At 72.7% G+C, this 22,229-nt stretch carries 14 protein-coding genes; 6 read left to right on the forward strand and 8 right to left on the reverse strand.

Translation table 11 applies throughout. From position 1 onward, the window contains the following. Position 1: 1 nt before the first annotated feature. The 3 genes from ACH4FH_RS30485 to ACH4FH_RS30495 are packed head-to-tail and all read right to left on the reverse strand — an operon-like array spanning position 2 to position 3,847. Positions 2-760 carry a TetR/AcrR family transcriptional regulator gene (locus tag ACH4FH_RS30485; protein WP_398559169.1) on the reverse strand — a complete coding sequence of 253 codons (759 nt, stop codon included), beginning with the start codon at positions 758-760 and terminating at the stop codon, positions 2-4. Further along, positions 757-3,009 carry a YhgE/Pip family protein gene (locus ACH4FH_RS30490; RefSeq protein WP_398559170.1) on the reverse strand — a complete coding sequence of 751 codons (2,253 nt, stop codon included), beginning with the start codon at positions 3,007-3,009 and terminating at the stop codon, positions 757-759. The genes ACH4FH_RS30485 and ACH4FH_RS30490 overlap by 4 nt, the downstream gene beginning before the upstream one ends. Further along, positions 2,981-3,847 carry an ATP-binding cassette domain-containing protein gene (locus ACH4FH_RS30495; RefSeq protein WP_398559171.1) on the reverse strand — a complete coding sequence of 289 codons (867 nt, stop codon included), beginning with the start codon at positions 3,845-3,847 and terminating at the stop codon, positions 2,981-2,983. The genes ACH4FH_RS30490 and ACH4FH_RS30495 overlap by 29 nt, the downstream gene beginning before the upstream one ends. A gap of 246 nt (positions 3,848-4,093) precedes the next feature. Here ACH4FH_RS30495 and ACH4FH_RS30500 point away from each other — a divergent pair, with 246 nt between their 5' ends. Then, complete coding sequence (locus ACH4FH_RS30500) at positions 4,094-6,919, forward strand: discoidin domain-containing protein (protein ID WP_398559172.1); 2,826 nt, start codon at positions 4,094-4,096, stop codon at positions 6,917-6,919. 139 nt (positions 6,920-7,058) lie between these two features. On the opposite strand, the gene ACH4FH_RS30505 is transcribed toward ACH4FH_RS30500, so the two are convergent. Both ACH4FH_RS30505 and ACH4FH_RS30510 read right to left on the reverse strand, forming a co-directional pair. Then, positions 7,059-7,865, reverse strand: coding sequence for a maleylpyruvate isomerase family mycothiol-dependent enzyme (locus ACH4FH_RS30505; RefSeq protein ID WP_398559173.1), 807 nt, complete (start codon positions 7,863-7,865; stop codon positions 7,059-7,061). A 75-nt stretch (positions 7,866-7,940) separates the two neighbouring features. Further along, positions 7,941-8,519 carry a hypothetical protein gene (locus tag ACH4FH_RS30510; RefSeq protein ID WP_398559174.1) on the reverse strand — a complete coding sequence of 193 codons (579 nt, stop codon included), beginning with the start codon at positions 8,517-8,519 and terminating at the stop codon, positions 7,941-7,943. Between the two features lie 541 nt (positions 8,520-9,060). Between ACH4FH_RS30510 and ACH4FH_RS30515 the strand changes: the two genes are divergently transcribed. Both ACH4FH_RS30515 and ACH4FH_RS30520 read left to right on the forward strand, forming a co-directional pair. After that, positions 9,061-12,954 carry an ABC transporter ATP-binding protein gene (locus ACH4FH_RS30515; RefSeq protein ID WP_398559175.1) on the forward strand — a complete coding sequence of 1,298 codons (3,894 nt, stop codon included), beginning with the start codon at positions 9,061-9,063 and terminating at the stop codon, positions 12,952-12,954. Positions 12,955-13,097: 143 nt separating this feature from the next. Continuing rightward, positions 13,098-14,519, forward strand: coding sequence for a S28 family serine protease (locus tag ACH4FH_RS30520; RefSeq protein WP_398559176.1), 1,422 nt, complete (start codon positions 13,098-13,100; stop codon positions 14,517-14,519). Positions 14,520-14,578: 59 nt separating this feature from the next. On the opposite strand, the gene ACH4FH_RS30525 is transcribed toward ACH4FH_RS30520, so the two are convergent. From ACH4FH_RS30525 to ACH4FH_RS30535, 3 genes are all read right to left on the reverse strand, one after another. After that, a complete protein-coding gene (locus ACH4FH_RS30525) occupies positions 14,579-16,414 on the reverse strand; it encodes a glycoside hydrolase family 3 protein (RefSeq protein ID WP_398559177.1) in 1,836 nt (611 codons plus the stop codon). Between the two features lie 185 nt (positions 16,415-16,599). Further along, a complete protein-coding gene (locus tag ACH4FH_RS30530) occupies positions 16,600-17,433 on the reverse strand; it encodes a sugar phosphate isomerase/epimerase family protein (protein ID WP_398559207.1) in 834 nt (277 codons plus the stop codon). A gap of 309 nt (positions 17,434-17,742) precedes the next feature. After that, positions 17,743-18,804, reverse strand: a complete 1,062-nt coding sequence (locus tag ACH4FH_RS30535; RefSeq protein ID WP_398559178.1) for a LacI family DNA-binding transcriptional regulator — start codon at positions 18,802-18,804, stop codon at positions 17,743-17,745. Positions 18,805-19,013: 209 nt separating this feature from the next. Between ACH4FH_RS30535 and ACH4FH_RS30540 the strand changes: the two genes are divergently transcribed. From ACH4FH_RS30540 to ACH4FH_RS30550, 3 genes are read left to right on the forward strand one after another with little or no spacing between them, the layout of a single operon-like run. After that, positions 19,014-20,165: a Gfo/Idh/MocA family protein gene (locus ACH4FH_RS30540; protein WP_398559179.1), complete on the forward strand. Its 1,152-nt coding sequence runs from the start codon at positions 19,014-19,016 to the stop codon at positions 20,163-20,165. Then, on the forward strand, positions 20,162-21,316 hold the full coding sequence (locus tag ACH4FH_RS30545) for a dihydrodipicolinate synthase family protein (protein ID WP_398559180.1): 1,155 nt from the start codon (positions 20,162-20,164) through the stop codon (positions 21,314-21,316). Before ACH4FH_RS30540 ends, ACH4FH_RS30545 begins: the two co-directional genes overlap by 4 nt. Further along, complete coding sequence (locus tag ACH4FH_RS30550; protein ID WP_398559181.1) at positions 21,313-22,200, forward strand: sugar phosphate isomerase/epimerase family protein; 888 nt, start codon at positions 21,313-21,315, stop codon at positions 22,198-22,200. Before ACH4FH_RS30545 ends, ACH4FH_RS30550 begins: the two co-directional genes overlap by 4 nt. Positions 22,201-22,229: the final 29 nt, after the last annotated feature.

Raw genomic sequence — 22,229 nt, forward strand, 5'->3', positions numbered from 1 at the left:
CTCACGGACCCGGCGCGCGCACCTCGCGGACGCGGCACGCGGGTGCGGCGCCGACGCGCCCCTGGAGCAGCCGGGACAGTGACGCGTGCACGTCCTCGACCGAGCGGTGCGGCTGGAAGGACTGCCAGTCCAGGGCGGCCACCAGGACCATGCCGAGCAGGGCGGAGGCGGTGAGCGGGATGTCGAGTTCCGCGGTGAGTTCACCGCGTGCGACGGCCTCCCGCAGGACGGACTCGACGACCGTCAGCACCCGTCCCCGTACCGACCGCAGCGTGTCGCGCCAGGTCCGGTTGGTGCGCCAGAGCTCGGCGACGTACAGCTGGGTGAGGGCGGGGGAGCCGGCGATGAAGTCCAGGCCGGCCCGGATCATCGCGTCCAGGGCGTCGACCCGGGTGCCGCCGCGCGCCGCGGTCGTCTCGGCGGCTTGCCGCAGGGACCCGGCCAGGAGGTCGATGCCGTCCCGCAGCAACTCCTCGTACAGGACGTTCTTGCTGGTGAAGTTGTAGTAGACGGTGCCCTTGGCGACGCCGGCGCGGTCGGCGATCTCGTCCACGGTGGTGGCGGAGAAGCCCTGTTCCGCGATCAGGGTGACGGCGGCGTCGAAGAGCTTGCGCCGGGTGGCCGCACGGCGGAGCCCGGCGGGGGCGTGCCGATGGCTGCCGGAGGCGGCCGCGTGGCCCGCTTCCGCGCCGGTGCCGGGGTGCGCCCCGGGGGCGGTGCCGTTGCCGGCACCGCCCCCGGGACCGGAACGCTCGGTCACAGGCTGAGCTCCGGGTGCAGGTCCTTCATCCGTACGACCTGCCGGCCGCGCGCCGCCAGAGCGGTGAGCGCCAGCGCGCCGAGGGTGAAGGCCGTGAGCACGATGCTGCCCTGCCACACGGGTTCGAGACCGCCGCCGGTGATGAGCCGGCGCAGCCCGTCGACGACATAACTCATCGGCAGGAACGGGTGGATGGCGGCGAAGAACCCGGGGCTGGTCTGCACCGGGTACGTGCCGCCCGCCGAGGTCAGCTGGAGCATCAGCACGACGAGGGTGAGCACCCGCCCGGCCGGCCCGAAGAAGGCGCTCAGCAGCTGGATGACCGCGGTGAAACAGGCCGTCGCCAGCAGCAGGAAGCCGATGGTGGCGGCGGAGCGGGCCATCTCCAGGCCGAGCCCCCAGTGGAGGACGGCCATCAGGGCGAGTACCTGCGCCACCCCGATCGCGAACGCCGGCAGCCAGGAGCCGAGTGCGATCCGCCAGCCGGGGGCGCCGGCGGCCAGGGCGCGCTTGCTCAGCGGGGCGAACAGCATGTACGCGACCATCGCGCCGACCCAGAGGGAGAGCGGGATGAAGTAGGGCGCCAGGCCGGTGCCGTAGTTGGGCGCCTTGTGCATCGACTGTGAGGCCAGCCCGACGGGGTCGGCCATCACCTCGGTGCGGGCGTCGCGGTCGTGCTTGTCGTAGTCCGGAATCTTGGCGACGCCGTTGTGCAGGCCCTCGGCCAGCTGGTTGGAGCCGTCCTTGAGCTTGAACAGACCGCCGTTGAGCGAGACCGCGCCGTCCTTGAGCTTGCCGATGCCGCCTTCCAGCTGGTCGGTGCCGTTCTTGGCCGCGCCGATGCCGTCGTGCATCTGCCCGGCGCCGTCGGCGACCTTGCCCGTCCCGTCGGTGAGCCGGCCCGCGCCGTCGGTGAGCTGCCCGGCCCCTGTTGCGATCTTGCCGGCGCCGTCGGACACCTTGTGCGCGCCGGCGTTGAGCCGGTTGATCTCCGCGACGGCCGTTTCGAGGTCCTTCTCGGAGGTCGGCGCGCGGTCGGCGACGGCGGTGGCCACCTTGTCGAGCCTGCGCAGATCGCCGGTCAGCTTGTCGATGCCCGAGGTGTGCGAACTGACAAGGGAGTTGACCTTCTCCGCGGTGTCGGCGGCCAGTGCGGTGGCGTCCCGGGCCTTCTTGAGCGCGGGGCAGTCGGCGTCGAGGGAGACGGCGCTCCCGCAGCGCTGGTCGTAGAGGGTGTCGAGCTGGTCGGCCGCGTCGCGCGCCTCGGAGGCCGCGTGGGCGGTGTCCCGCGGCAGCGTGCCGAGGTCGTCGGCGAGTGCCCCGGAGGCGCCGGCGACGACCCGGGCCTTCTCACCCAGGTCCTTGGCGTACTGCTTGAGGAACGGACGGGCCTTGCCGGCCAGGCCGTTGGCGGTGTCGGCGAGCTTCTGGGTGCCGGCCGCGACCTGCCGGGTGCCCTGGCTGAGCTGTTCGATCTTGGAGTGTGCGAGGCCGAGCTTCTCCTGAAGCGTCTTGGCGCCCCGGTGGGTGTCCCCGGCGCCCTTGCTCAGGTCGCCGGACCCCTTGTCGAGTTTGCCGAGGCCGCCGGAGAGCTTGCCGGTGCTGTCCTTGGCGGTCCCGAGGCCGTCGGCGAGCTTGCCGGAGCCCTTCTTGGCGTCGTCCAGCCCGTCGTCCAGCTTGCTCGCGCCGTCGGCCGCCTCGGCCGTCCGGTCGTGCAGGTCGGAGAAGGACACGAAGATCTTGTCGAGGAAGGCCCGGGAGGACTTCGCCGAGGTCTTGGCGCGGATCTCGGAGAAGACGGTCTTGGAGATCGAGCCGACGATGTAGTTGTTGGCGTCGTTCGTCCGGACCTTGAGGGCGCCGGTCTGCGGGGAGTCACCCGAGCTGGAGGCGATCCGCTCACTGAAGTTCTTCGGGACCGTCAGGGAGAGGTAGTAGGTGCCGTCCTCGACGCCCTTGGCGGCCTCGGCGGCGCTGACCTCCTCCCAGTGGAAGGTCTTGCTGTCCGTGACGTTCCCGGCCAGCTCCTCGCCCGCGTTGATCTTCTTGCCGTCGGCGGAGGCGCCCTTGTCGTTGTTGACGAGTGCCACCGGGATCTTGTCCAAGCGGCTGTAGGGGTCCCAGAAGGAGCAGAGGTACAGGGCTCCGTAGAGCAGGGGGATCAGCATCAGGGCGACGAGGCCCAGCCGGGGGAGCTTCCCCCTGCCGAAACGCCTGAGCTCAAGCGCGGCCAGTCGCGGCGAACGCATGCGCTGCTTCCTCCTCATCGGTGTCGGCCGGGTCGTTCCGGCCGGAAGTGGTGGTGGGTGATGCGGGTGCGTCCTGGCCGTCCTGGCTGTCCTGGCCGTCCTGGCCGGACGCGGCGCCGGGGCCGGTGCGCGCGGTGGCGGCCTGCCTGGTGCGGACGACGAGTGCGTCCGACGGCGCGTCGCTGCCGGAGGCCACGACGGTGGTGCCCGCCAGCGCGAGGTCCCGCAACAGCTGCCAGGCCAGGGCGCGTTCGTCCGCGGACAGCTTGAGGTCGACGTCGTCGACGGCCAGCAGCTGGGGGCCGTGCATGACGGCGAGCGCGAGGGAGAGCCGCAGCGCTTCGAGCCGCTCCAGGTCGCGTACGGCGGTCCGCAGCCCCTTGGGCAGCGTGTCCGGGTCGAGCCCGACGGCGGCCAGCGCCGCCTCGATCCGGGCCCGGGTGGTCTCCTTGTGGCGGCGGCCCCAGGGCAGCGAGCCGCTCAGGGTTCCTTGCAGGCGGTGGCCCAACAGGGCCTGTTCCTGGAGGTGTTCGCCGGCGGTGAGCGCCGGTTCGAGGTCGGCGACGCCCGGTACGTGCGCCAGGGCCGTGCGGCCGCGTACCGCCCCCATCCGCTTGGGCAGGGGGAATCCGGCGACCGTCGCGTCGCCTTCGGTGATCCGCATCCGGCCGGTGAGTGCGAGCAGCAGGCAGGTGCGGCCGGAGCCCGAAGGGCCCTGGACGGCGATCAGCGTGCCCGGTTCCGCGGAGACGTCGACACCTCTGAAGGCCCATCCTCGTGGGCCCTCGACTCCGATCCCCCTGGCGTTGACCGCCGCCCCCTGACGGGTGGTGTCCACAACCCCTCCTTTGTTCTGACTGGTCAGTCTAAAAGTGTGCCGTAAGTGTGGCCCTATTGACCAATCGGGGGGAGTTTCGTGCGAGCGCGCCGGAGCGGGGACGGGAATTCGTGGCCTGGACTCCGTGACCCGGACGGGGGTGTCGTTTTAGGGTGCCTTCACGGCGGGGGCCGATGTATTGCCATGCTCAAGGCGCAGTCCGTACCGCAGGACCCGGGTACGGCTGTGCATGTACGACGGAGAACCATGGATCGCTCGACACATCACCCCGCGGATCCGCCACCGCAGGCCCCGTCGAACCACCCCGCCCGGCCCGGGGCGCGTCTCCCGCGCAAGGTCGTCGCGCCGCTGCTCGCCGGAGCCCTCGTCGCGGTGCTCGCACCCGCCGCGGCCTCGGCCAGGAACGAGACGGCGCCCGCTGCGGCGCCACCCGGCGCCGCACACGGATCCTGTACGAAGGGCGACGGCGCCTCCGGTGGCGACGGCTGGACGGCCACCGCCACCCGCATCGACCCCAAGGACAGCCACCACGCCTTCGTCGGCAACGGCTACCTCGGGCAGCGGGTGCCGCCCAACGGAACCGGCTACGCCGCCTCCGGAGGCGAGACCGGCTGGCCGCTCAAGACCCCCGAATACGACGGCTCGTTCGTCTCGGGCCTCTACGCCAAGGGCCCCAAGGACCTCAAGGGCCGCCAGGCCATCGCGGCGATCCCCACCTGGACCACGCTCGACGTCGCCACCGGCGGCGCGCACTCCGAGACCTTCTCCTCGGCCACGAAGCCCGGCCGGATCTCCGACTACCGCCAGACCCTCTTCCTGCGCTGCGGCTTCGTCCGTACCTCGCTGACCTGGACGGCCGCCGACGGCCGCGCCACCGACCTGGTCTACGACGTCCTCGCCGACCGCACGCGCGCCCACACCGGCGCCGTACGGCTGCGGATGACCCCGCACTGGAGCGGCTCGGCCACCGTCACCGACGCCCTCGACGGGCGCGGCGCCCGCCGGATGACGCAGGCCGGCGACCCCGCCGGCGGGCGGGGCTCCCGCGACACGATGGACGTCGCCTTCCGCACGGATGGCACCAAGACGGACGGCGCGGTCGCCTCGACCCTGCGCGCCGACCGGAAGGTGCACGCCGAACGCCCCCGACAGGGCGCGCAGAACGCCAAGTTGAGCAACAGGCAGCAGCTGCGCTTCCCGGTCAGCAGCGGCCGCTCGTACGAGCTCACCAAGTACGTCGGCGTCGACACCGCACTCACCTCCCGCTCCCCGCGCGCCACCGCCCACGCCGCCTCCCGGCAGGCCGCGAACCGCGGCTGGGACGCGATCTTCGCACGGCACACCGCGGCCTGGCAGCGGCTGTGGCGCAGTGACATCGAGGTCCACGGGCGTCGTGAACTGCAGTCGTGGGTGCGCTCGGCGCAGTACGGACTGCTGTCCAGCACCCGGGCCGGCAACCGCAACAGCATCGGGCCCACCGGCCTGACCAGCGACAACTACGCCGGCGAGGTCTTCTGGGACGCCGAGACGTGGATGTATCCAGGGCTGCTGGCGAGCCACCCCGACCTCGCCAGGTCGGTGGTCGACTACCGCTACAAGACCCGTGCCGGCGCCCGCGCCAACGCCAAGAAGCTCGGCTACGACGGGCTGTTCTACTCCTGGACCAGCGGCAGCAAGGGCGACCTGAACAACGAGTGCCACAGCTGGGACCCGCCGCACTGCCGTACCCAGAACCACCTCATGGGCGACATCTCCCTCGCCACCTGGCAGTACTACCTCGCCACCAAGGACACCGGATGGCTGCGGTCGCGCGGCTGGCCGGTCCTCAAGGGAATCGCCGAATTCTGGGCCTCCCGGGCGACCCGTAACGACGACGGCAGCTACTCGGTCCGGAACGTCGCCGGGCCGGACGAGTACAGCAACGGTGTCGACGACGGGGTGTTCACCAACGCCGGTGCGGCCACCGCCCTGCGGCACGCCACCCGCGTCGCGGACATCCTCGGCGAGCGGGCGCCCGCCTCCTGGCGCACCATCGCCGACAAGCTGCGCATCCCCTACGACGCGAAGAAGAAGGTCTTCGAGCAGTACGCCGGATACAAGGGCACCACCATCAAGCAGGCGGACACCGTGCTGCTGATGTATCCGCTGGAATGGCCGATGAAGCCTGACCAGGCCGCCGGCACGCTGGACCACTACGCCGCGCGCACCGACCCGGACGGCCCGGCCATGACGGACTCCGTGCACGCCATCGACGCGGCCGGCATCGGCGAGGCAGGCTGCTCGACGAACACCTACCTGATGCGCTCCATCAAGCCGTTCGTCCGCGGCCCGTTCAAGCAGTTCTCCGAGGCGCGCGGCGACAAGGCCGGCGCGGGCGACCCGCACGCCGGGCGGCCCGCACAGGACTTCCTCACCGGCAAGGGCGGCTTCCTGCAGACCTTCACCCACGGGCTGACCGGCCTGCGGCTGCGCGAGGACAAGGTGCGGCTCGACCCGATGCTGCCGCCGCAGCTCTCCAAGGGCGTCACCCTGCGCGGACTGCGCTGGCAGGGGCGCACCTACGACATCGCCCTCGGCGCGCACCGCACGACCGTGCGGCTGACCGACGGTGCGCCGATGCGGATCGACACGCCGGAGGGCGAGAAGGTCGTGAGCCGGGGTCAGCCGGCGGTCCTCAAGACCCGCCGCCCGGACCTGACCCCGACCGACAACGTCGCCCGGTGCACGCAGGCCCGCGCCACCTCCGAAGAGCCCGGGATGTACGCGGGCGCCGCGGTGGACGGCAACGCGACCACCGCCTGGGTGCCGGACGCCGCCGACGGCACGCTCACCGTCGACCTCGGCCGCACCACCCGCGTCGGCCGGATCACCCCGCACTGGACGGCGACCCGGCCGAAGTCCCACGTCGTGCAGACCTCGCAGGACGGAAAGCACTGGCACGCGACGAGCGACGAAGGCCGGACCCGGGCGAGGTACGTACGCGTCGAGGTCCACGGCGACGGAGCCTCCAAGGGCGACGGAAAGCCGGCGAAGCATCCCGGGATCTCGGAGCTGACGGTGGACAAGGACTGACAGCGGAGAAGAGCTGACCTGCCAGCTGACCTGCCTTTGACGCGGCGCCCCGAGCCGGCCGGCTCGGGGCGCCGTCCCGCGCTCCCAGCACCTCGTCCCAGCGGGCGCCACCCGACTCCCGGGCTCCCGGGCTCCCGGCTCAGAACACGACGCGGGCGGCGGCGACGGTCGCACCGGCGTCCGGGGCACCCTCATACGCCCTTGCGTCGAGCGGCGCCCGGCCGGACAGGTGCCGCATCAGCGCGACGGCGTCCGCCCGGACCGTCACGGCAGGCGCTCCCCGGCCCAGACTCCAGCGGCCACCGGCCGGTCCTGAGAGGTCCAGCAGGGTCGGCGGGCCACGCCAGGCCAGGGCGAGATCCAGCAGCACCTGCCCGACGACCTCCCTGTCGTGGTCGTCGAGAACCAGCTCACGGCCGGTGGCGTCGGCGATGTCCACCCGGTGCATCCAGGGGTCGCGTGACATCAGGACCCGGTCCATGTAGTCCATGGAGTCCTCAGGCAGCTCCTTTGACTCGGGGAAGAGCGGACTCAGACGTATCCGCCGCCGCACGGCGCCCGGTATGCGGTCCGCCGCCCGCACCCCCTGCGGTCCGAACCGGCTCAGCAGCGCGATCAGGTCCTGGGGCGGGACGGACCGCCGGTCGTCGACCTGGCACTGGTTGTGTCCGTGCAGGGGCGTCAGCCGCGGGTAACGCCTGCGGGCACGCAGCGTCCGGCCGATCATCAGCCAGGGCCGCGGAAGTTCTTCGAGCTGCCCCACCATGTGTGCGGTGACGTCCCGCACGGTCCACCCCGCACAGGCCGTATCGAGCGACCAGTCGGCCGGGGCCAACGCGCGCAGGGTGTCGAGCGTCGCGCGGACTTCCGCCGCGTTCACCTCACGGGCCCGGGCGGGCGGAGTACGAGGGATGTCGACGGCCGGGGCCGGTGCGGTGGTGACCATGGCGCACTCCCTGGGCAGGGCCCCGAGACACTGCCCACGCTACGCCGGGCACCGGGCTCGGCAAGGCCGAGCGCCTCACCCCGCGGCGTACCCCGGTGGGCGACCGCCTTCCGTCGCCTGCCGCTCCGGCAACCGGTCGTAGGAGCGGAAGGTGTAGGAGGCGGTCGCCCGTATTCCGTTCTCCCCGGAGGCCGCCGGCAGATGGAGCCGCTTGTCGAGAAGCCTGCCGAGCGGGCCGCAGTTGTGGGCGCGCGGCGCCGCGAAGGTGGTGTCGTGCACCGCGAACCTCACGATCGGCGGCTCCTTGGAGACCCATTCCGTCGCGCCGTCCTGGATCAGCCGGAATTTCACCGGGTCGGAGTCCGCGCCGAGCGTGCAGTGCTTGCCCAGCAGCGGATGCGTGAGGCGGAACGTCATGTCGATCGCGCCGCGGTGCACGCCGTCGGAATAGAAGTCGGAGAAGCCGGCGTACTGCGGCCGCACCCGCAGCCCGTCGAACGGCGCGGGGATCGCTGCCGCGTCCGCCTCGCCGGCGCGCAGCCCGCCGAACACCTGGCCCCGGCTGCCGTCCGGCATGGGGCCTTCGGCATTGGTGGCGGTCATCGGGGCGAGAGCCGGGACGTCCAGCCCGCCGGCCGTGAAGTGGCTGTCCATGACGAACACCTCGCAGCGCCATGCGGCCGGGTCGACGCCCGCCGGCAGCGCCGGACAGTCGCGGAAGTCGAAGGACGGGGTGGAGGGAGAGGAAGGAGAGGAAGGAGAAGGGGGAGAGGAGGAAGAGGAAGGAGGGGGAGGAGAGGGCGGGGCAGGTAGGGAGGAAGGGGCGGGCTCGGATGGTGGTGTGGGTGCGGCGGCAGCCGTGGTCGTGCCGGCGATCAGGGTGGCGGACGCGGCGCCGGCGAGGCCCACCGCCACGCGGCGCCCGATCGAGTACTTGGTAACGTTCCGTTGCTTCCTCATGACGCTCAGCTTGGCCCCGAGCGGCCCGTCACCCATCAGGGATCCCCCGCAGTGGACCCCGGTCTTCCCCGACGCCGTCTCAGGGTCCCCACCCGGTGCCGCCCACACCGCCCGTACACGCCCGCTCCGGGGGCGGAGTGTGGCCGAAACCGGTCGGTGAATGTTGCAGCGGGATGAAATCTGCCCCGCTCGGCGTTGGTGACAGCGGCAACGGTCGAGGTGCGGGAGGCATCGGGTGGCGGGGACGGATACGGCACGACAGGGCTGGGCGCGGCGGCTGTCGCGCGACTGCTGGCAGTACAAGAAGGACGTGCTGCTCGCGCTCGGCGCCTCACTCGCCGGCATGGCAGTGATGGCCCTGGTCCCGCTCGTCCCGAGGCTGATCATCGACGACGTCATCATCAAGCACGAGCGCTCCCTCGCCCCCTGGGCCGGCGTCCTCGTCGTCGCCGCGATCGCCGTCTATGTCCTCACCTACATCCGCCGCTACTACGGCGGCCGCCTCGCCCTGGACGCCCAGCACGATCTGCGCACCCGCATGTTCGGCGCCATCGCCGCGCTCGACGGCCGGCGGCAGGACGAGCTGAGTACCGGCCAGGTCGTCGGACGCGCCACCAGCGACCTCCAGCTGATCCAGGGCCTGCTGTTCATGCTCCCGATGATGATCGGGAACGTCCTGCTCTTCGTGATCTCCCTGGTGGTGATGGCGATCCTGTCGCCGCTGCTCACCGTCGTGGCGCTGGCCGTCGCCCCCGCCCTGTGGTTCATCGCCAAACGCAGCCGCGCCCGACTGTTCCCGGCCACCTGGTACGCCCAGGGCCAGGCCGCCGCGGTGGCCGGTGTCGTCGACGGCGCGGTCTCCGGCGTCCGCGTGGTCAAGGGCTTCGGGCAGGAGGAGCAGGAGACCGGCAAGCTGCGCGAGGTGAGCCGCCGGCTGTTCGCCGGCCGCCTGCGCACGGTCCGCCTCAACGCCCGCTACACCCCCGCCCTGCAGGCCGTACCCGCGCTCGGCCAGGTCGCGATGCTCGGCCTCGGCGGCTGGATGGCCACCCAGGGCCAGGTGACCCTGGGGACCTTCGTCGCCTTCTCCACCTACCTCGCCCAGCTGGTCGGCCCCGTCCGGATGCTGGCGATGATGCTGACCGTCGGACAGCAGGCACGGGCCGGTGTGGAGCGGGTCTACGAGCTGATCGACACCGAGCCGTCGATCCACGAGCGCCCCGGCGCGCACGAGCTGCCCGCCGACGCCCCCGCCACCGTCACCTTCGACGCCGTGACCTTCGGCTACGCCCCGCTGCCCCCGTCGGAGCACAGCACCGCCGCACAGTTCTCCAAGGCCGCCTCCTCGGACGAGGCCCCCACCGTCCGGCCGGTCCTGAAGGACTTCTCGCTGCGCATGGAAGCGGGCGAGACCGTCGCCGTCGTCGGCACCTCCGGCAGCGGCAAGTCCACCGTCTCGTTGCTGTTGCCGCGCTTCTACGACGTCTCCGCGGGCCGCGTCCTCGTCGGCGGCCATGACGTACGCGACCTGACCCTGGAGTCCCTGCGGGCCGCCATCGGCCTGGTCCCCGAGAGCAGCTTCCTGTTCTCCGACTCCGTCCGCGACAACATCGCCTACGGCCATCCGGACGCCACCGACGAGCAGGTGCGCGCCGCGGCCCGCGCCGCCCAGGCCGACGACTTCATATCCCAACTGCCCGACGGCTACGACACCGCGGTCGGCGAGCAGGGCCTGACCCTGTCCGGCGGGCAGCGGCAGCGCGTAGCGCTGGCCCGCGCCATCCTCACCGACCCCCGGCTGCTGGTCCTCGACGACGCCACCTCCGCGGTCGACGCCCGCGTCGAGCACGAGATCCACGAGGCGCTGCGCGGGGTCATGGCGGGCCGCACGACCCTGCTCATCGCCCACCGCGCCTCCACCCTGGCGCTCGCCGACCGGGTCGCCGTCCTCGACGGCGGGCGGCTGGTCGACATCGGCACCCAGGAGGAACTGGAAGGCCGCTGCGCGCTGTACCGCAGGCTGCTGACCGACCCGGAGGAGCTGAGCGGCGTCGAGCACGACCCGGCGGGCGAACTGGCCGGCGCCTTCAGCGACGACCACGCCACCACCGGGCTGCCGGCCGGCGAGGCGGAGACCACCGACCCGGACCGCGGGAGCCCGGGGACCGGGGCGCCCGGCACCATCACCCCCGAGCTGTGGGTGCGCCGCGAGCAGGAGACCGAGGAGGGCCTGGCCGGGGCGATGCCCGGAGCGGCCGCCGCGGCCGGCCCCGGGATCGGTGCCGCCATGGCCGGACTGCCCGCCACACCGGAGCTGCTGGCCCAGGTCGCCGCACTGCCGCCGGCCACCGACGCCCCGGACGTCGACGAGGACCGCGCGGTACGCGCCGAGAACTCCTACGGCCTGCGCCGGCTGCTGCACGGCTTCGGCGCACCGCTCGCCGTCGCCCTCGCCCTGGTCGCGGTGGACGCGCTGGCCGGACTGCTCGTACCGATCCTGATCCGGCAGGGCATCGACGACGGCGTCCGCCTCGGCGCCCTGGTCGGCGTCTGGACGGCCGCCGCGCTGGCCCTGGGCGTCGTCCTCGCCCAGTGGGCGGCGCAGATCGGCGCCAACCGCATGACCGGGCGCACCGGTGAACGGGTCCTCTACTCCCTGCGCGTCAAGATCTTCGCGCAGCTGCAGCGCCTCGGCCTCGACTACTACGAGCGGGAGCTGACCGGCAAGATCATGACCCGGATGACGACGGACGTGGACGCGCTGTCCACCTTCCTGCAGACCGGCCTGGTCACCGCGGTCGTCTCCGCCCTCACCTTCTTCGGCATACTCGTCGCCCTCCTCGCCCTCGACATCCAGCTGGCGCTGGTCGTCTTCGCGACCCTCCCGCCGCTGATCATCGGCACGTACTTCTTCCGCAAGCAGAGCGTGAAGGCATACGAACTCGCCCGCGAGCGGATCAGCGTCGTCAACGGCGACCTCCAGGAGAGCGTCGCGGGCCTGCGTATCGTCCAGGCATTCCGGCGCGAGGAGCGCGGCGCGCAGCGGTTCGCGGCCCGCAGCGACGCCTACCGCCAGGCGCGGGTGCGCGGCCAGTTCCTCATATCGATCTACTTCCCCTTCGTCCAGCTGCTCTCCTCCGTCGCGGCGGCGCTGGTGCTGATCGTCGGTGCCGGCCGGGTCGGTTCGGGCACCCTCACCGCCGGTGCGCTGGTCGCCTACCTCCTCTACATCGACCTGTTCTTCGCCCCCGTCCAGCAGCTCTCCCAGGTCTTCGACGGCTACCAGCAGGCTTCGGTATCGCTGGGCCGCATCCAGGAGCTGCTGCGCGAGCCCACCACCACACCGGCCGCCGAGGCGCCGCGCAAGGTGCCCGCGCTGCGCGGCGAGATCGCCTTCGACAAGGTGCACTTCCACTACGGCGAGAACGACGAACAGGCCCTGGCAGGCGTCGACCTGACGATCCCGGCGGGCCAGACCGTGGCCTTCGTCGGCGAGACCGGCGCCGGCAAGTCCACCCTCGTCAAGCTGGTCGCGCGGTTCTACGACCCGTCCTCGGGCGCCGTCCGCATCGACGGCACCGACCTGCGCGAATTGGACCTGACGGGCTACCGCCACCGCCTCGGCGTCGTCCCCCAGGAGTCGTTCCTCTTCGCCGGCACGGTCCGCGACGCCATCGCCTACGGCCGGCCGGACGCCACCGACGCCGAGGTGGAGGCCGCATCCCGGGCGGTCGGCGCGCACGCCATGATCGCCACCCTGGAGGGCGGCTATCTCCACGAGGTCGCCGAACGCGGCCGTAACCTCTCGGCGGGCCAGCGTCAGCTGCTCGCCCTCGCCCGCGCCGAATTGGTCGACCCCGACGTGCTGCTGCTGGACGAGGCCACCGCCGCCCTGGACCTCGCCAGCGAGGCCGTGGTCAACCACGCCACCGACCGCCTCGTCGGACGCCGTACGACCCTGGTCGTGGCCCACCGGCTGACGACGGCGGCCCGCGCCGACCGTGTCGTGCTGATGGACCACGGCCGGGTCGCCGAGGACGGCACCCACACCGAGCTGCTCGCCCGCGGCGGACGCTACGCGGAACTGTGGCGCACCTTCACCGGCGAGGAGGAACCCGTGGCGGCCTGAGGGACACCCGCACCGCCACCCGCCCAGCGGAGCGCCGTCACCCGTCCGCCTGCCGGGCCGACCCGGCACGCGACAAGGGCTGGTGGCGGTCTCGTTGCGCGGATAGGTTCAGCCCGACCTTTGTCATCCCAAGGGGAGGGTGCATGCGCAAGGCCATCAGATGGCTGCTGTCGCTCGTCGTGCTCATAGGCACGGTAGGAGTCGGCGGCGCGTCGGCAGGGGCGGCCACAGCCGCCGAGCCGAAGAGCAAGGACATCAAGGACCGGATCCTCGCGATACCGGGGATGAGTCTCGTCGAAGAGAAGCCGGTCGACGGCTACCGCTACTTCGTCCTGAACTACACCCAGCCCATCGACCACCGCCACCCCGCCAAGGGGACCTTCCAGCAGCGGCTGACCCTGCTGCACAAGTCGGTGGACCGCCCGACGGTGTTCTTCACCTCGGGCTACAACGTCAGCACCACGGCGTCCCGCAGCGAACCCACGAAGATCATCGACGGTAACCAGGTCTCCCTGGAATACCGCTACTTCACCCCGTCCCGCCCCACGCCGACCGACTGGAAAAAGCTGGACATCCAGCAGGCGGCCACCGACCAGCACCGCATCTTCAAGGCGCTGCACCGGATCTACGACCGGAACTGGATCGCCACCGGCGGCAGCAAGGGCGGCATGACGGCGACGTACTACCGCCGCTTCTTCCCGCACGACATGGACGGCACCGTCGCCTATGTCGCGCCCAACGACGTGCGCAACGACGAGGACTCCGCCTACGACCGGTTCTTCGCGACCGTCGGCACCGCGCAGTGCCGCGCCGACCTCGCGGCCATCGAGCGCGAGGCGCTGGTGCGCCGCACGGAGATGGTCGACCGCTTCCAGAAGTGGGCGGACAAGGAAGGCAACACCTTCACGACCGTCGGCAGCGCCGACCGGGCCTACGAAGTCATGGTCACCGACCTGGTGTTCGGATTCTGGCAGTACCAGCCGGCCGAGACCGCCTGCCCCCAGGTGCCCGCGCCGACCGTCTCCACGGACGACCTGTGGGCCTGGATGGACGAGGTCGGCGGCTTCGCCAGCTACACCGACCAGGGCATGGCCCCGTACACGCCGTACTACTACCAGGCGGGCACCCAGCTCGGTGAGCCCGGCTACGGCTACCCCCAGCTCACGGACCTCCTGAAGTACCCGGGGATCAACAACTCCCGGACCTTCGTGCCCAAGGACATCCCGATGCGCTTCGACGCGCGCGCCATGCCGGACATCGACCGCTGGGTACGCCACCACGCCCACCGGATGATGTTCGTCAACGGCCAGTACGACCCGTGGAGTTCGGAGCACTTCGAGCTCGGCAAGGGAGCCCGGGACGCCTATCGCTTCACGGTGCCCGGCGGCAACCACGGCTCGAACATCGCCAAGCTGAAGGAAGCCGACCGCACCAAGGCCACCGCCGAACTCCTGCAATGGGCCGGTCTCCCCGTCCCCGAGAACGGCAAGGCCACTCCGCAGGCCCCGTACGACAAGAAGCTGGACAAGCAGGAAGTCCGGCGGATGCCGTTGCTGCGGCCGTAGTCCGCACGACGACGCGGCGCGCCCCTCGCCGAGGCGGGGAGCGCGCCGCGTCACGCACGTCAGTACGTCAGTCCGTGTCCGATCGGGTAGAGGGCGGTGCCCGGGGCGTCGGCGCGCATCACCGGGACGGGCAGTTTGCCCCCCGGTTTCGCCCGTCCGGCGATCACCCGCGCCGCGGCCCGCAGCTCCACATCCGTCCACGAGTAGCTCGCCAGCCCCGCCTTGACACCGGCCAGCTGGGCGATGTCGTACGGATTGCGGACGGCAAGCTGCACCACCGGCTTTCCGGTGGCCAGCAGTGCGGAGACCAGCTGCCGCTGGGACGAGGAGGCGGTGACGTTGTAGGTGGCCACCACCACCGCGTCCCGCTCGCCCAGCGCCGCCACCGCCTGGTCGATCAGCTCCTGCGTCGGCGTCATGCCGGTGGGCAGGGCGGTGGCCGTGAAGCCCAGCTCGGTCAGGGCCGTCGCCAGCACCTTCGTGGGCGGGCCGCCGGTGCCGGACGGCGCGGCGGCGTCGGCCCCCACCACCAGCACCGAACGCTCCCGCCGGCGCGACAGCGGCAGCACCCCGCCCTCGTTGTGCAGCAGGGTGGTGGTGCGGTCCGCGATCCGGTCCGCGGTGGTGAGATGGCCGCGGGTGCCGACGACCCGGTCCACCGCCGCGTGGGTGGTGTACGGGTCCGCGAACAGCCCGCGCTTCTCCTTGAGCAGCAGGATGCGCAGCAGCTTGATGTCGAGCTCACGCTCGGTCAGCTCACCGTCCTTGAGGGCCTTGAGGACCGCGCCGTGCGCGACGGCCAGGTCCGGGGGGTTGAGCAGCTGGTCGACGCCCGCCTTGAGGGCGAGGACGGGCACCCGGGCGTCGCCGTATTTCACCCGTACGCCTTCCATGCCGAGCGAATCCGTCACCACCACACCGTCGTAGCCGAGGCGTTCGCGCAGGATGCCGGTGAGGATCGGCCGGGAGAGGGTGGCGGGGTCCTCGCTCGGGTCGAAGGCGGGCACGACGATGTGCGCCGTCATGATCGAATCGATGCCGGCGGCGATCGCCGCGGTGAACGGCGGCGCGTCCAGCCGCTCCCACTCCTCCGCGGTGTGGTGGATGTACGGCAGCCCGACATGGCTGTCGGTGTCGGTGTCGCCGTGCCCGGGGAAGTGCTTGGCGCAGGCTGCCACGCCGCCGGCCTGGTACCCCTTCACCTCGGCGGCGACCATCCGGGCCACGGCCTGCGGGTCGGCGCCGAAGGAGCGCACCCCGATGACCGGGTTGGCCGCGTTGACATTGACGTCCGCGTCCGGGGCGTAGTCCTGCCGGACGCCCATCGCGAAGAGTTCCTCGCCGGCGATCCGGGCCGCCGCACCGGCATCCTCGCGGGACCCGGACGCGCCGAGCGCCATCGCCCCCGGAAAGAGCGTGGCGGGCGCTCCTATACGGGCCACGATGCCGTGTTCCTGGTCCGTGGAGATCAACAGCGGCAGGGGGACTCGCTGGGCGGCGGCGGCTTTCTGGATGCCGTTGGACAGATCGGCGATCTGGTGCGGATCGCGGGTGTTGTGCGCCCAGCCGAAGTAGATGATGCCGCCGACGTGGTACTTGGCGATCAGCTCGGCGGCGTTGGCGACGCCGATCTCCTTCTGGTTGGACGCGGCATCGGCGGGGTCGGGGTCGGTGGCGGAGTGCCCGAAGACCCGCATCACGAAGAGCTGGCCGACCTTCTCCTCCGGCGTCATACGGGAGATGAGGCGGCGCAGCCGGGCACGGGTGGCGGCGGTGGGAGGGGAGGGCGGCCGGCGCCCGGCGGGGGACTCGTCAGCGTGTGCGGGGACGGCGCCCGCGGCGCAGGCGGCGGCCGCGGCCGCCGCAGTGGTCAGGACGGTACGTCTGGAGTGCATGTGCGCTCCTTCCGGAGGGCTTCCTCGGCTGAATGAAGGAAACTTCCAAGGAGACACGGATAGCCGGAAAACTATTGCCGGTCAATGACTGGGGACGTGGTGGCGCTCAGGTATTGCGGGGCGGGCAGGGCTGTGTGAGGGGTAGTCGGACATCTTTGGGCCCCTCCCGTCCGCGCCGCGTTCCTTCAGGAGACGGGCCGCGCGTCCAGCAGGCGCTGGAGATGGGCGCGCCCGGGGGCCAGCAGCGGAGCGAGGTCCTGCGCCTCGGGGTACCAGCGCTTCTCGTACTCCCAGCAGAGCCAGCTGCCCGTCTCCTGGCCGTCCGCGCCCGCCGGCCCCTCGCCCAGTGAGGCCAGCACCGCCGCCAGCGGCAATCGGCCTGCGCCGAGCGGCAGCGGCGTGGTGTCCTCCGCCGACGCGACGTCCTTGACCTGGACATAGCCCAGATGCGGGGCGAGCGCGGCGTGCGTGTCGGCGGGATCCTCGCCGCCGAGCCAGCTGTGCAGCACATCCCACAGGGCGCCGATGCTGCCGTGCCCCACCGGGCCGAGGATGCGCGCGGCGTCCGCACCCGTGCGGTGCGAGTCATGGGTCTCCAGCAGGACCCGGACGCCCCGGTCGGCGGCGAGCGGCGCCACCGCACCGAGGCGCCGCGCCGCGTCGGCCTCCGCCTCGGCGGCCGGGCGGTCACCGGCACCGGGGAAGACCCGCACGAACGGCGCCCCGAGATCGGAGGCGAGCAGCACCAGTTCGGTCAGCTCGTTCGCCAGCTTCTCCTCGCCCGCCTCGCCGTGGGCGGCCGCGACCTCCTCGTACCCGGCGAGCGCCAGGACCTGCACGCCCGCGTCCGCGAACCGCTCGCGCACGGCGGCCCGTTCGCGCATGCCGAGGAGCGGGTGCACCGGCTCCTCGGGATGCGCGCGCAGCTCCACCCCCTGGTACCCGGCGTCGTTCGCCAGCCGCAGCACGTCCGGCAGCGGCATGCCGGGCACCCCCAGGGTCGAGAACGCAAACCGCACCGCGCTCCTGGTGTCGTCCCTGCCCCTTGCCATGCCGCCTCCTGTGCCGTAGCTCGCCGTGCCGTCGTTCGTGCCCGCGATCCCGCTGTCCATGCCCGTCCCGGGACGGGGCCGGTACACGGGCACGGCCGGGTCCATGGTGCGCCGCCCCGGCGACCGCTCCGGTCCGGCGCGCCGGTGGACGCTCCCCGTCCGCGGCGCGCCGGACGAGAGGCCCACCGGCCCGCGCGTGGCGCCCGGCTCCGCCGATCCGGCGCACGCCGCCCGCGCGCATCCCGCTCCGCAGCCGGGTGCGCGCTTCCGGCCCGGTCAGGCGTGCGGGACCGCGGTCGACCGGCGTACCAGCAATTCCGCGCGCAGGGTCGCGAGTCCGCCCGGCGGCGGCTCCTCGCGTCCCGTCGCCAGCCGGCCCGCCCGCGCCCCGGCCTCCTGCAGCGGCAGCCGGACGGTGGTCAGGGCGGGTGCCGCGTCCACGCTGAACGGCAGATCGTCGAAGCCGGCGACGGACACGTCCTGCGGGATCCGCAGCCCCCGGTCCCGCAGCGCCGCGCAGACGCCCAGGGCGGCGGTGTCGTTGGCCGCCACGATCGCCGTCAGCGCCCCGTCGCGGCGCAGCAGCTCGACGGCCGCGTCGTAGCCCGACGCGCGGTCGTAGGCGCCCTGTACGGTGCGCCGCGGGTCGTCCTCGATGCCGTGCGCGGCGAGCGCGGCGCGGTGACCGGCCAGCCGTTCGCCGGTGGTGGTGCGGCCGGCCGGCCCGGCGACGCAGCCGATACGGACATGCCCGAGCCCGGCGAGGTACGCGGTCAGCTGCTCTGCGCCGCCCCGGTTGTCGAACGCCAGGGTGGTGAAGGGGGCGGCGGCGTCCGGGGACGCGGCACCGGCGGCCGGCCGCCCGCACAGCACGACCCGGGTGCCGGCGCCGGACAGCCGCGCCAGCTTGGCCTCCAGCGCCCCGGCGTGCGCGGCGTCCTCCGACGCGCTGCCCGTCAGGACCACGGCGGCCGCCCGCTGCCGCTGGAGCAGCGTGAGGTAGTTCAGTTCGCGCTCGGGGGAGCCGCCGGTGCTGCACACCACGGCCAGCTTCTCGCCGCCGGGCCCGGCCGCGCCGCTCAGCTCCGTCTGGACGGCGCCGGCAATGATTCCGAAAAACGGGTCGGCGATGTCGTTGACCAGGATGCCGATCAGGTCCGAACTGGCCGCGGCAAGCGCGCTGGCCGGGCCGTTGACGACGTACTCCAGCTCCTCGACGGCGCGCAGCACCCGGCCGCGCGTGCTCTCGGCGACCGGGTAGTTGCCGCTGAGCACGCGCGAGACGGTGGCCGCCGAGACGCGGGCCCGCGCCGCCACATCCGCCAGTGTCACCCCCACGGCGCGCTCCGCAGGGCCCCGGCGCTCCCCGCGCTCCCCGTGCTCCTCATGTCCCACCTCTTGTCCGTGTCCTGAGCGCAGGCTAGCTTCTGCCGCGATAGAAAGCGCTTACTAGACCGATGGCGCACACCGCTCACGCACACCGGTGACGGCCGTCGATGACGCACGACCCGACCCGGCGACAGCCGAAAGCGAGAGGGGGCCCGGCCGTGACACGCACGACCGTACGCATCGCCATGAACGGCGTGACCGGACGCATGGGATACCGCCAGCATCTGGTCCGCTCCATCCTCGCCCTGCGCGAACAGGGCGGACTCGACCTGGGGGACGGGACGGTGATCTGGCCGGAGCCGGTCCTCGTCGGCCGGGCGGAGCACAAGCTGCGGGCCATCGCCGAGCGGCACGGCCTGGACCACTGGAGCACCGACCTCGACGCCGTGCTGGCCGACGACGACATCGACATCTACTTCGACGCCCAGGTCACCGCGGCCCGCGAGGAGGCGGTGAAGAGAGCGATTGCTGCGGGGAAGCACCTGTACGTCGAGAAGCCCACCGCGACCGACCTGGCCGGCGCCCTGGACCTGGCCCGGCTGGCCCGGGACGCCGGCATCAAGCACGGCGTCGTCCAGGACAAGCTCTTCCTGCCCGGCCTGCGCAAGCTCCGCCGCCTCGTCGAGGGCGGATTCTTCGGCCGCGTCCTGTCGGTGCGCGGCGAGTTCGGCTACTGGGTGTTCGAGGGCGACTGGCAGGAGGCGCAGCGCCCCTCCTGGAACTACCGCGCCGAGGACGGCGGCGGCATCGCCGCCGACATGTTCCCGCACTGGGAGTACGTCCTGCACGAGCTGTTCGGGCCGGTCAGGTCCGTCCAGGCACATGTCACCACGCACATCCCGCGCCGCTGGGACGAGTCCGGCGCCGGCTACGACGCCACCGCCGACGACGCCGCCTACGGCATCTTCGAGCTGGCCGGCGGCATCGTCGCGCAGATCAACTCCTCCTGGGCCGTCCGCGTGCACCGCGACGAACTGGTCGAGTTCCAGGTGGACGGCACCGAGGGCTCCGCCGTCGCGGGCTTGCGCGGCTGCCGCGTCCAGCACCGCGCAGGCACCCCCAAACCGGTCTGGAATCCCGACATCCCGGCGACCGAACCGTTCCGTGCGCAGTGGCAGGAGGTGCCCGACAACGACGACTTCGACAACGGCTTCAAGGCGCAGTGGGAGCTGTTCCTGCGGCACGTCGTCCGCGACGAGCCCTGGCGCTGGGACCTCGCGGCGGGCGCCCGCGGCGTCCAGCTGGCCGAACTGGGCCTGCGTTCCTCGGCGGAGGGCAGCCGCCTCGACGTGCCGGAGCTGACGCTGTGACCGCGCCCGGCCGCACCGCAGCCGGCCCGCACCCGGCCGGCGGGCCCCTGCCGGGCGGCAGCGCGCCGCCCGTCTCCCGCACCGTCTTCGCCGCCGCCCACGTCGTCGCCGACCCGCTGGCCGACACCACCCCCGACGGCCCCGCCGCCCTCGACTGGGACGCCACCCTCGCCTTCCGACGCCACCTGTGGTCCCACGGCCTGGGCGTCGCCGAGGCCATGGACACCGCACAGCGCGGGATGGGCCTGGACTGGCCGGCCGCCGCCGAACTGATCCGCCGCTCCGCCGCCGAGGCACGGGCCGTCGGCGGCCTGCTTGCCTGTGGCGTCGGCACCGACCAACTCCCACCAGGCAAAGCCACTTTGGCGGACGTCCGGGGCGCCTACGAGGAACAGCTCGGGCTCGTCGAGGACGTCGGCGGCCAACCGATCCTGATGGCCTCCCGGCAGCTCGCCGCGGCCGCCCGCGGACCCGCGGACTACCGGGAGCTCTACGGCCATCTGCTGCGCCAGGCCACCCGCCCGGTGATCCTGCACTGGCTCGGCCCGATGTTCGACCCGGCGCTGGAGGGCTACTGGGGCAGCGCCGACCTCGACACCGCCACGGACACCTTCCTGGCCATCATCGCCGACCACCCCGGCAAGGTCGACGGCGTCAAGGTCTCGCTGCTCGACGCCGGCCGGGAGGTAGGGCTTCGCCGCCGCCTCCCGGCCGGCGTGCGCTGCTACACCGGCGACGACTTCCACTACCCGGAGCTGATCGCGGGCGACGACCAGGGGTTCAGCCACGCGCTGCTGGGCGTCTTCGACCCGCTGGCGCCGCTGGCCGCCGCCGCCGTCCGCCTGCTGGACACCGAACACCCCGGGGCCACCGCCGAATTCCGGGCGGCCCTGGACCCGACCGTCGCCCTCTCCCGGCACCTCTTCCAGGCGCCCACCCGCTACTACAAGACCGGCGTCGTCCTGCTCGCCTGGCTCGCCGGCCACCAGTCGCACTTCACCATGGTCGGCGGCCTGCAGTCGGCCCGCTCGCTGCCCCACTTGCGGCGCGCCCACGAACTGGCGTCCGGCCTCGGCCTGTTCCCCGACCCGGAACTCGCCGCCACCCGGATGCGCACCCTGCTCGCCCTCCACGGGCTGGAGGACGCATGACGGACCAGGGGACGCAGGAGACGCCGCCAACGGCCGCGCGGACGCTGCTGGACCGCCTGAGCATCAACCAGGAGACCGTCAAGCAATGGTCGCTGCCGGAGCTTGCGGACGGCTGCGCACGGGCGGGACTGCGCGGCGTGGGCCTGTGGCGGGCGCCGGTACAGGACTACGGCGTCACGGCGGCCGCCCGGCTCGTCCGGGACGCCGGACTGACCGTCACCAGCCTGTGCCGCGGCGGGTTCCTCACCGCCCCCGAACCGGCCGCGCGGGCCGCCGCCCTGGACGACAACCGGGCCGCCGTCGACGAGGCCGCCACCCTGGGGACCGACACCCTCGTGCTGGTCTCCGGCGGGCTGCCGGCCGGCAGCCGCGATCTGCACGGCGCCCGGGAGCGGATCGCGGAGGCACTGGCCGAACTGGCGCCGTACGCCGCGGAGCGGGGCGTACGGCTGGCCATCGAACCGCTGCACCCGATGTACGCGGCGGACCGGTGCGTGGTCTCCACACTCGCCCAGGCGCTCGCGCTCGCCGAGCGGTTCCCCGCCGAACAGGTGGGGGTGGTCGTGGACACCTACCACCTCTGGTGGGACGACACCGTCGGCGAGCAGATCGCCCGCGCCGGGGGCGGGCCCGGCCGGGACGGCTCGCGGATCGCCGCCTTCCAGCTCGCCGACTGGATCACGCCACTGCCGGAAGGCGTCCTGCTGGGGCGCGGCCAGCTCGGCGACGGGTCGGTGGACCTGCGCTGGTTCCGCGAACAGGTCGACGCGACCGGCTACCGGGGCCCCATCGAGGTCGAGATCTTCAACCCGGCGCTGTGGGAGCGGGACGGGGCCCAGGTCGTGGCCGAGATCGTCGCGCGATTCGGCGCGCACGTCGGCTGAGACCCCTGCCGTGAGCCGTACCTGCGGTG

Origin of the sequence: Streptomyces sp. NPDC017993 (genome assembly GCF_044328065.1) — a bacterium.
Lineage (GTDB): Bacteria > Actinomycetota > Actinomycetes > Streptomycetales > Streptomycetaceae > Streptomyces.

Bases quoted from the DNA above. Each gene is read 5' to 3' on its own strand.
- ACH4FH_RS30505 (WP_398559173.1), bottom strand. From the start codon at position 7,865: ATGGTCACCACCGCACCGGCCCCGGCCGTCGACATCCCTCGTACTCCG.
- ACH4FH_RS30490 (WP_398559170.1), bottom strand. From the start codon at position 3,009: ATGCGTTCGCCGCGACTGGCCGCGCTTGAGCTCAGGCGTTTCGGCAGG.
- ACH4FH_RS30550 (WP_398559181.1), top strand. From the start codon at position 21,313: ATGACGGACCAGGGGACGCAGGAGACGCCGCCAACGGCCGCGCGGACG.
- ACH4FH_RS30510 (WP_398559174.1), bottom strand. From the start codon at position 8,519: ATGGACAGCCACTTCACGGCCGGCGGGCTGGACGTCCCGGCTCTCGCC.
- ACH4FH_RS30520 (WP_398559176.1), top strand. From the start codon at position 13,098: ATGCGCAAGGCCATCAGATGGCTGCTGTCGCTCGTCGTGCTCATAGGC.
- ACH4FH_RS30500 (WP_398559172.1), top strand. From the start codon at position 4,094: ATGGATCGCTCGACACATCACCCCGCGGATCCGCCACCGCAGGCCCCG.
- ACH4FH_RS30525 (WP_398559177.1), bottom strand. From the start codon at position 16,414: ATGCACTCCAGACGTACCGTCCTGACCACTGCGGCGGCCGCGGCCGCC.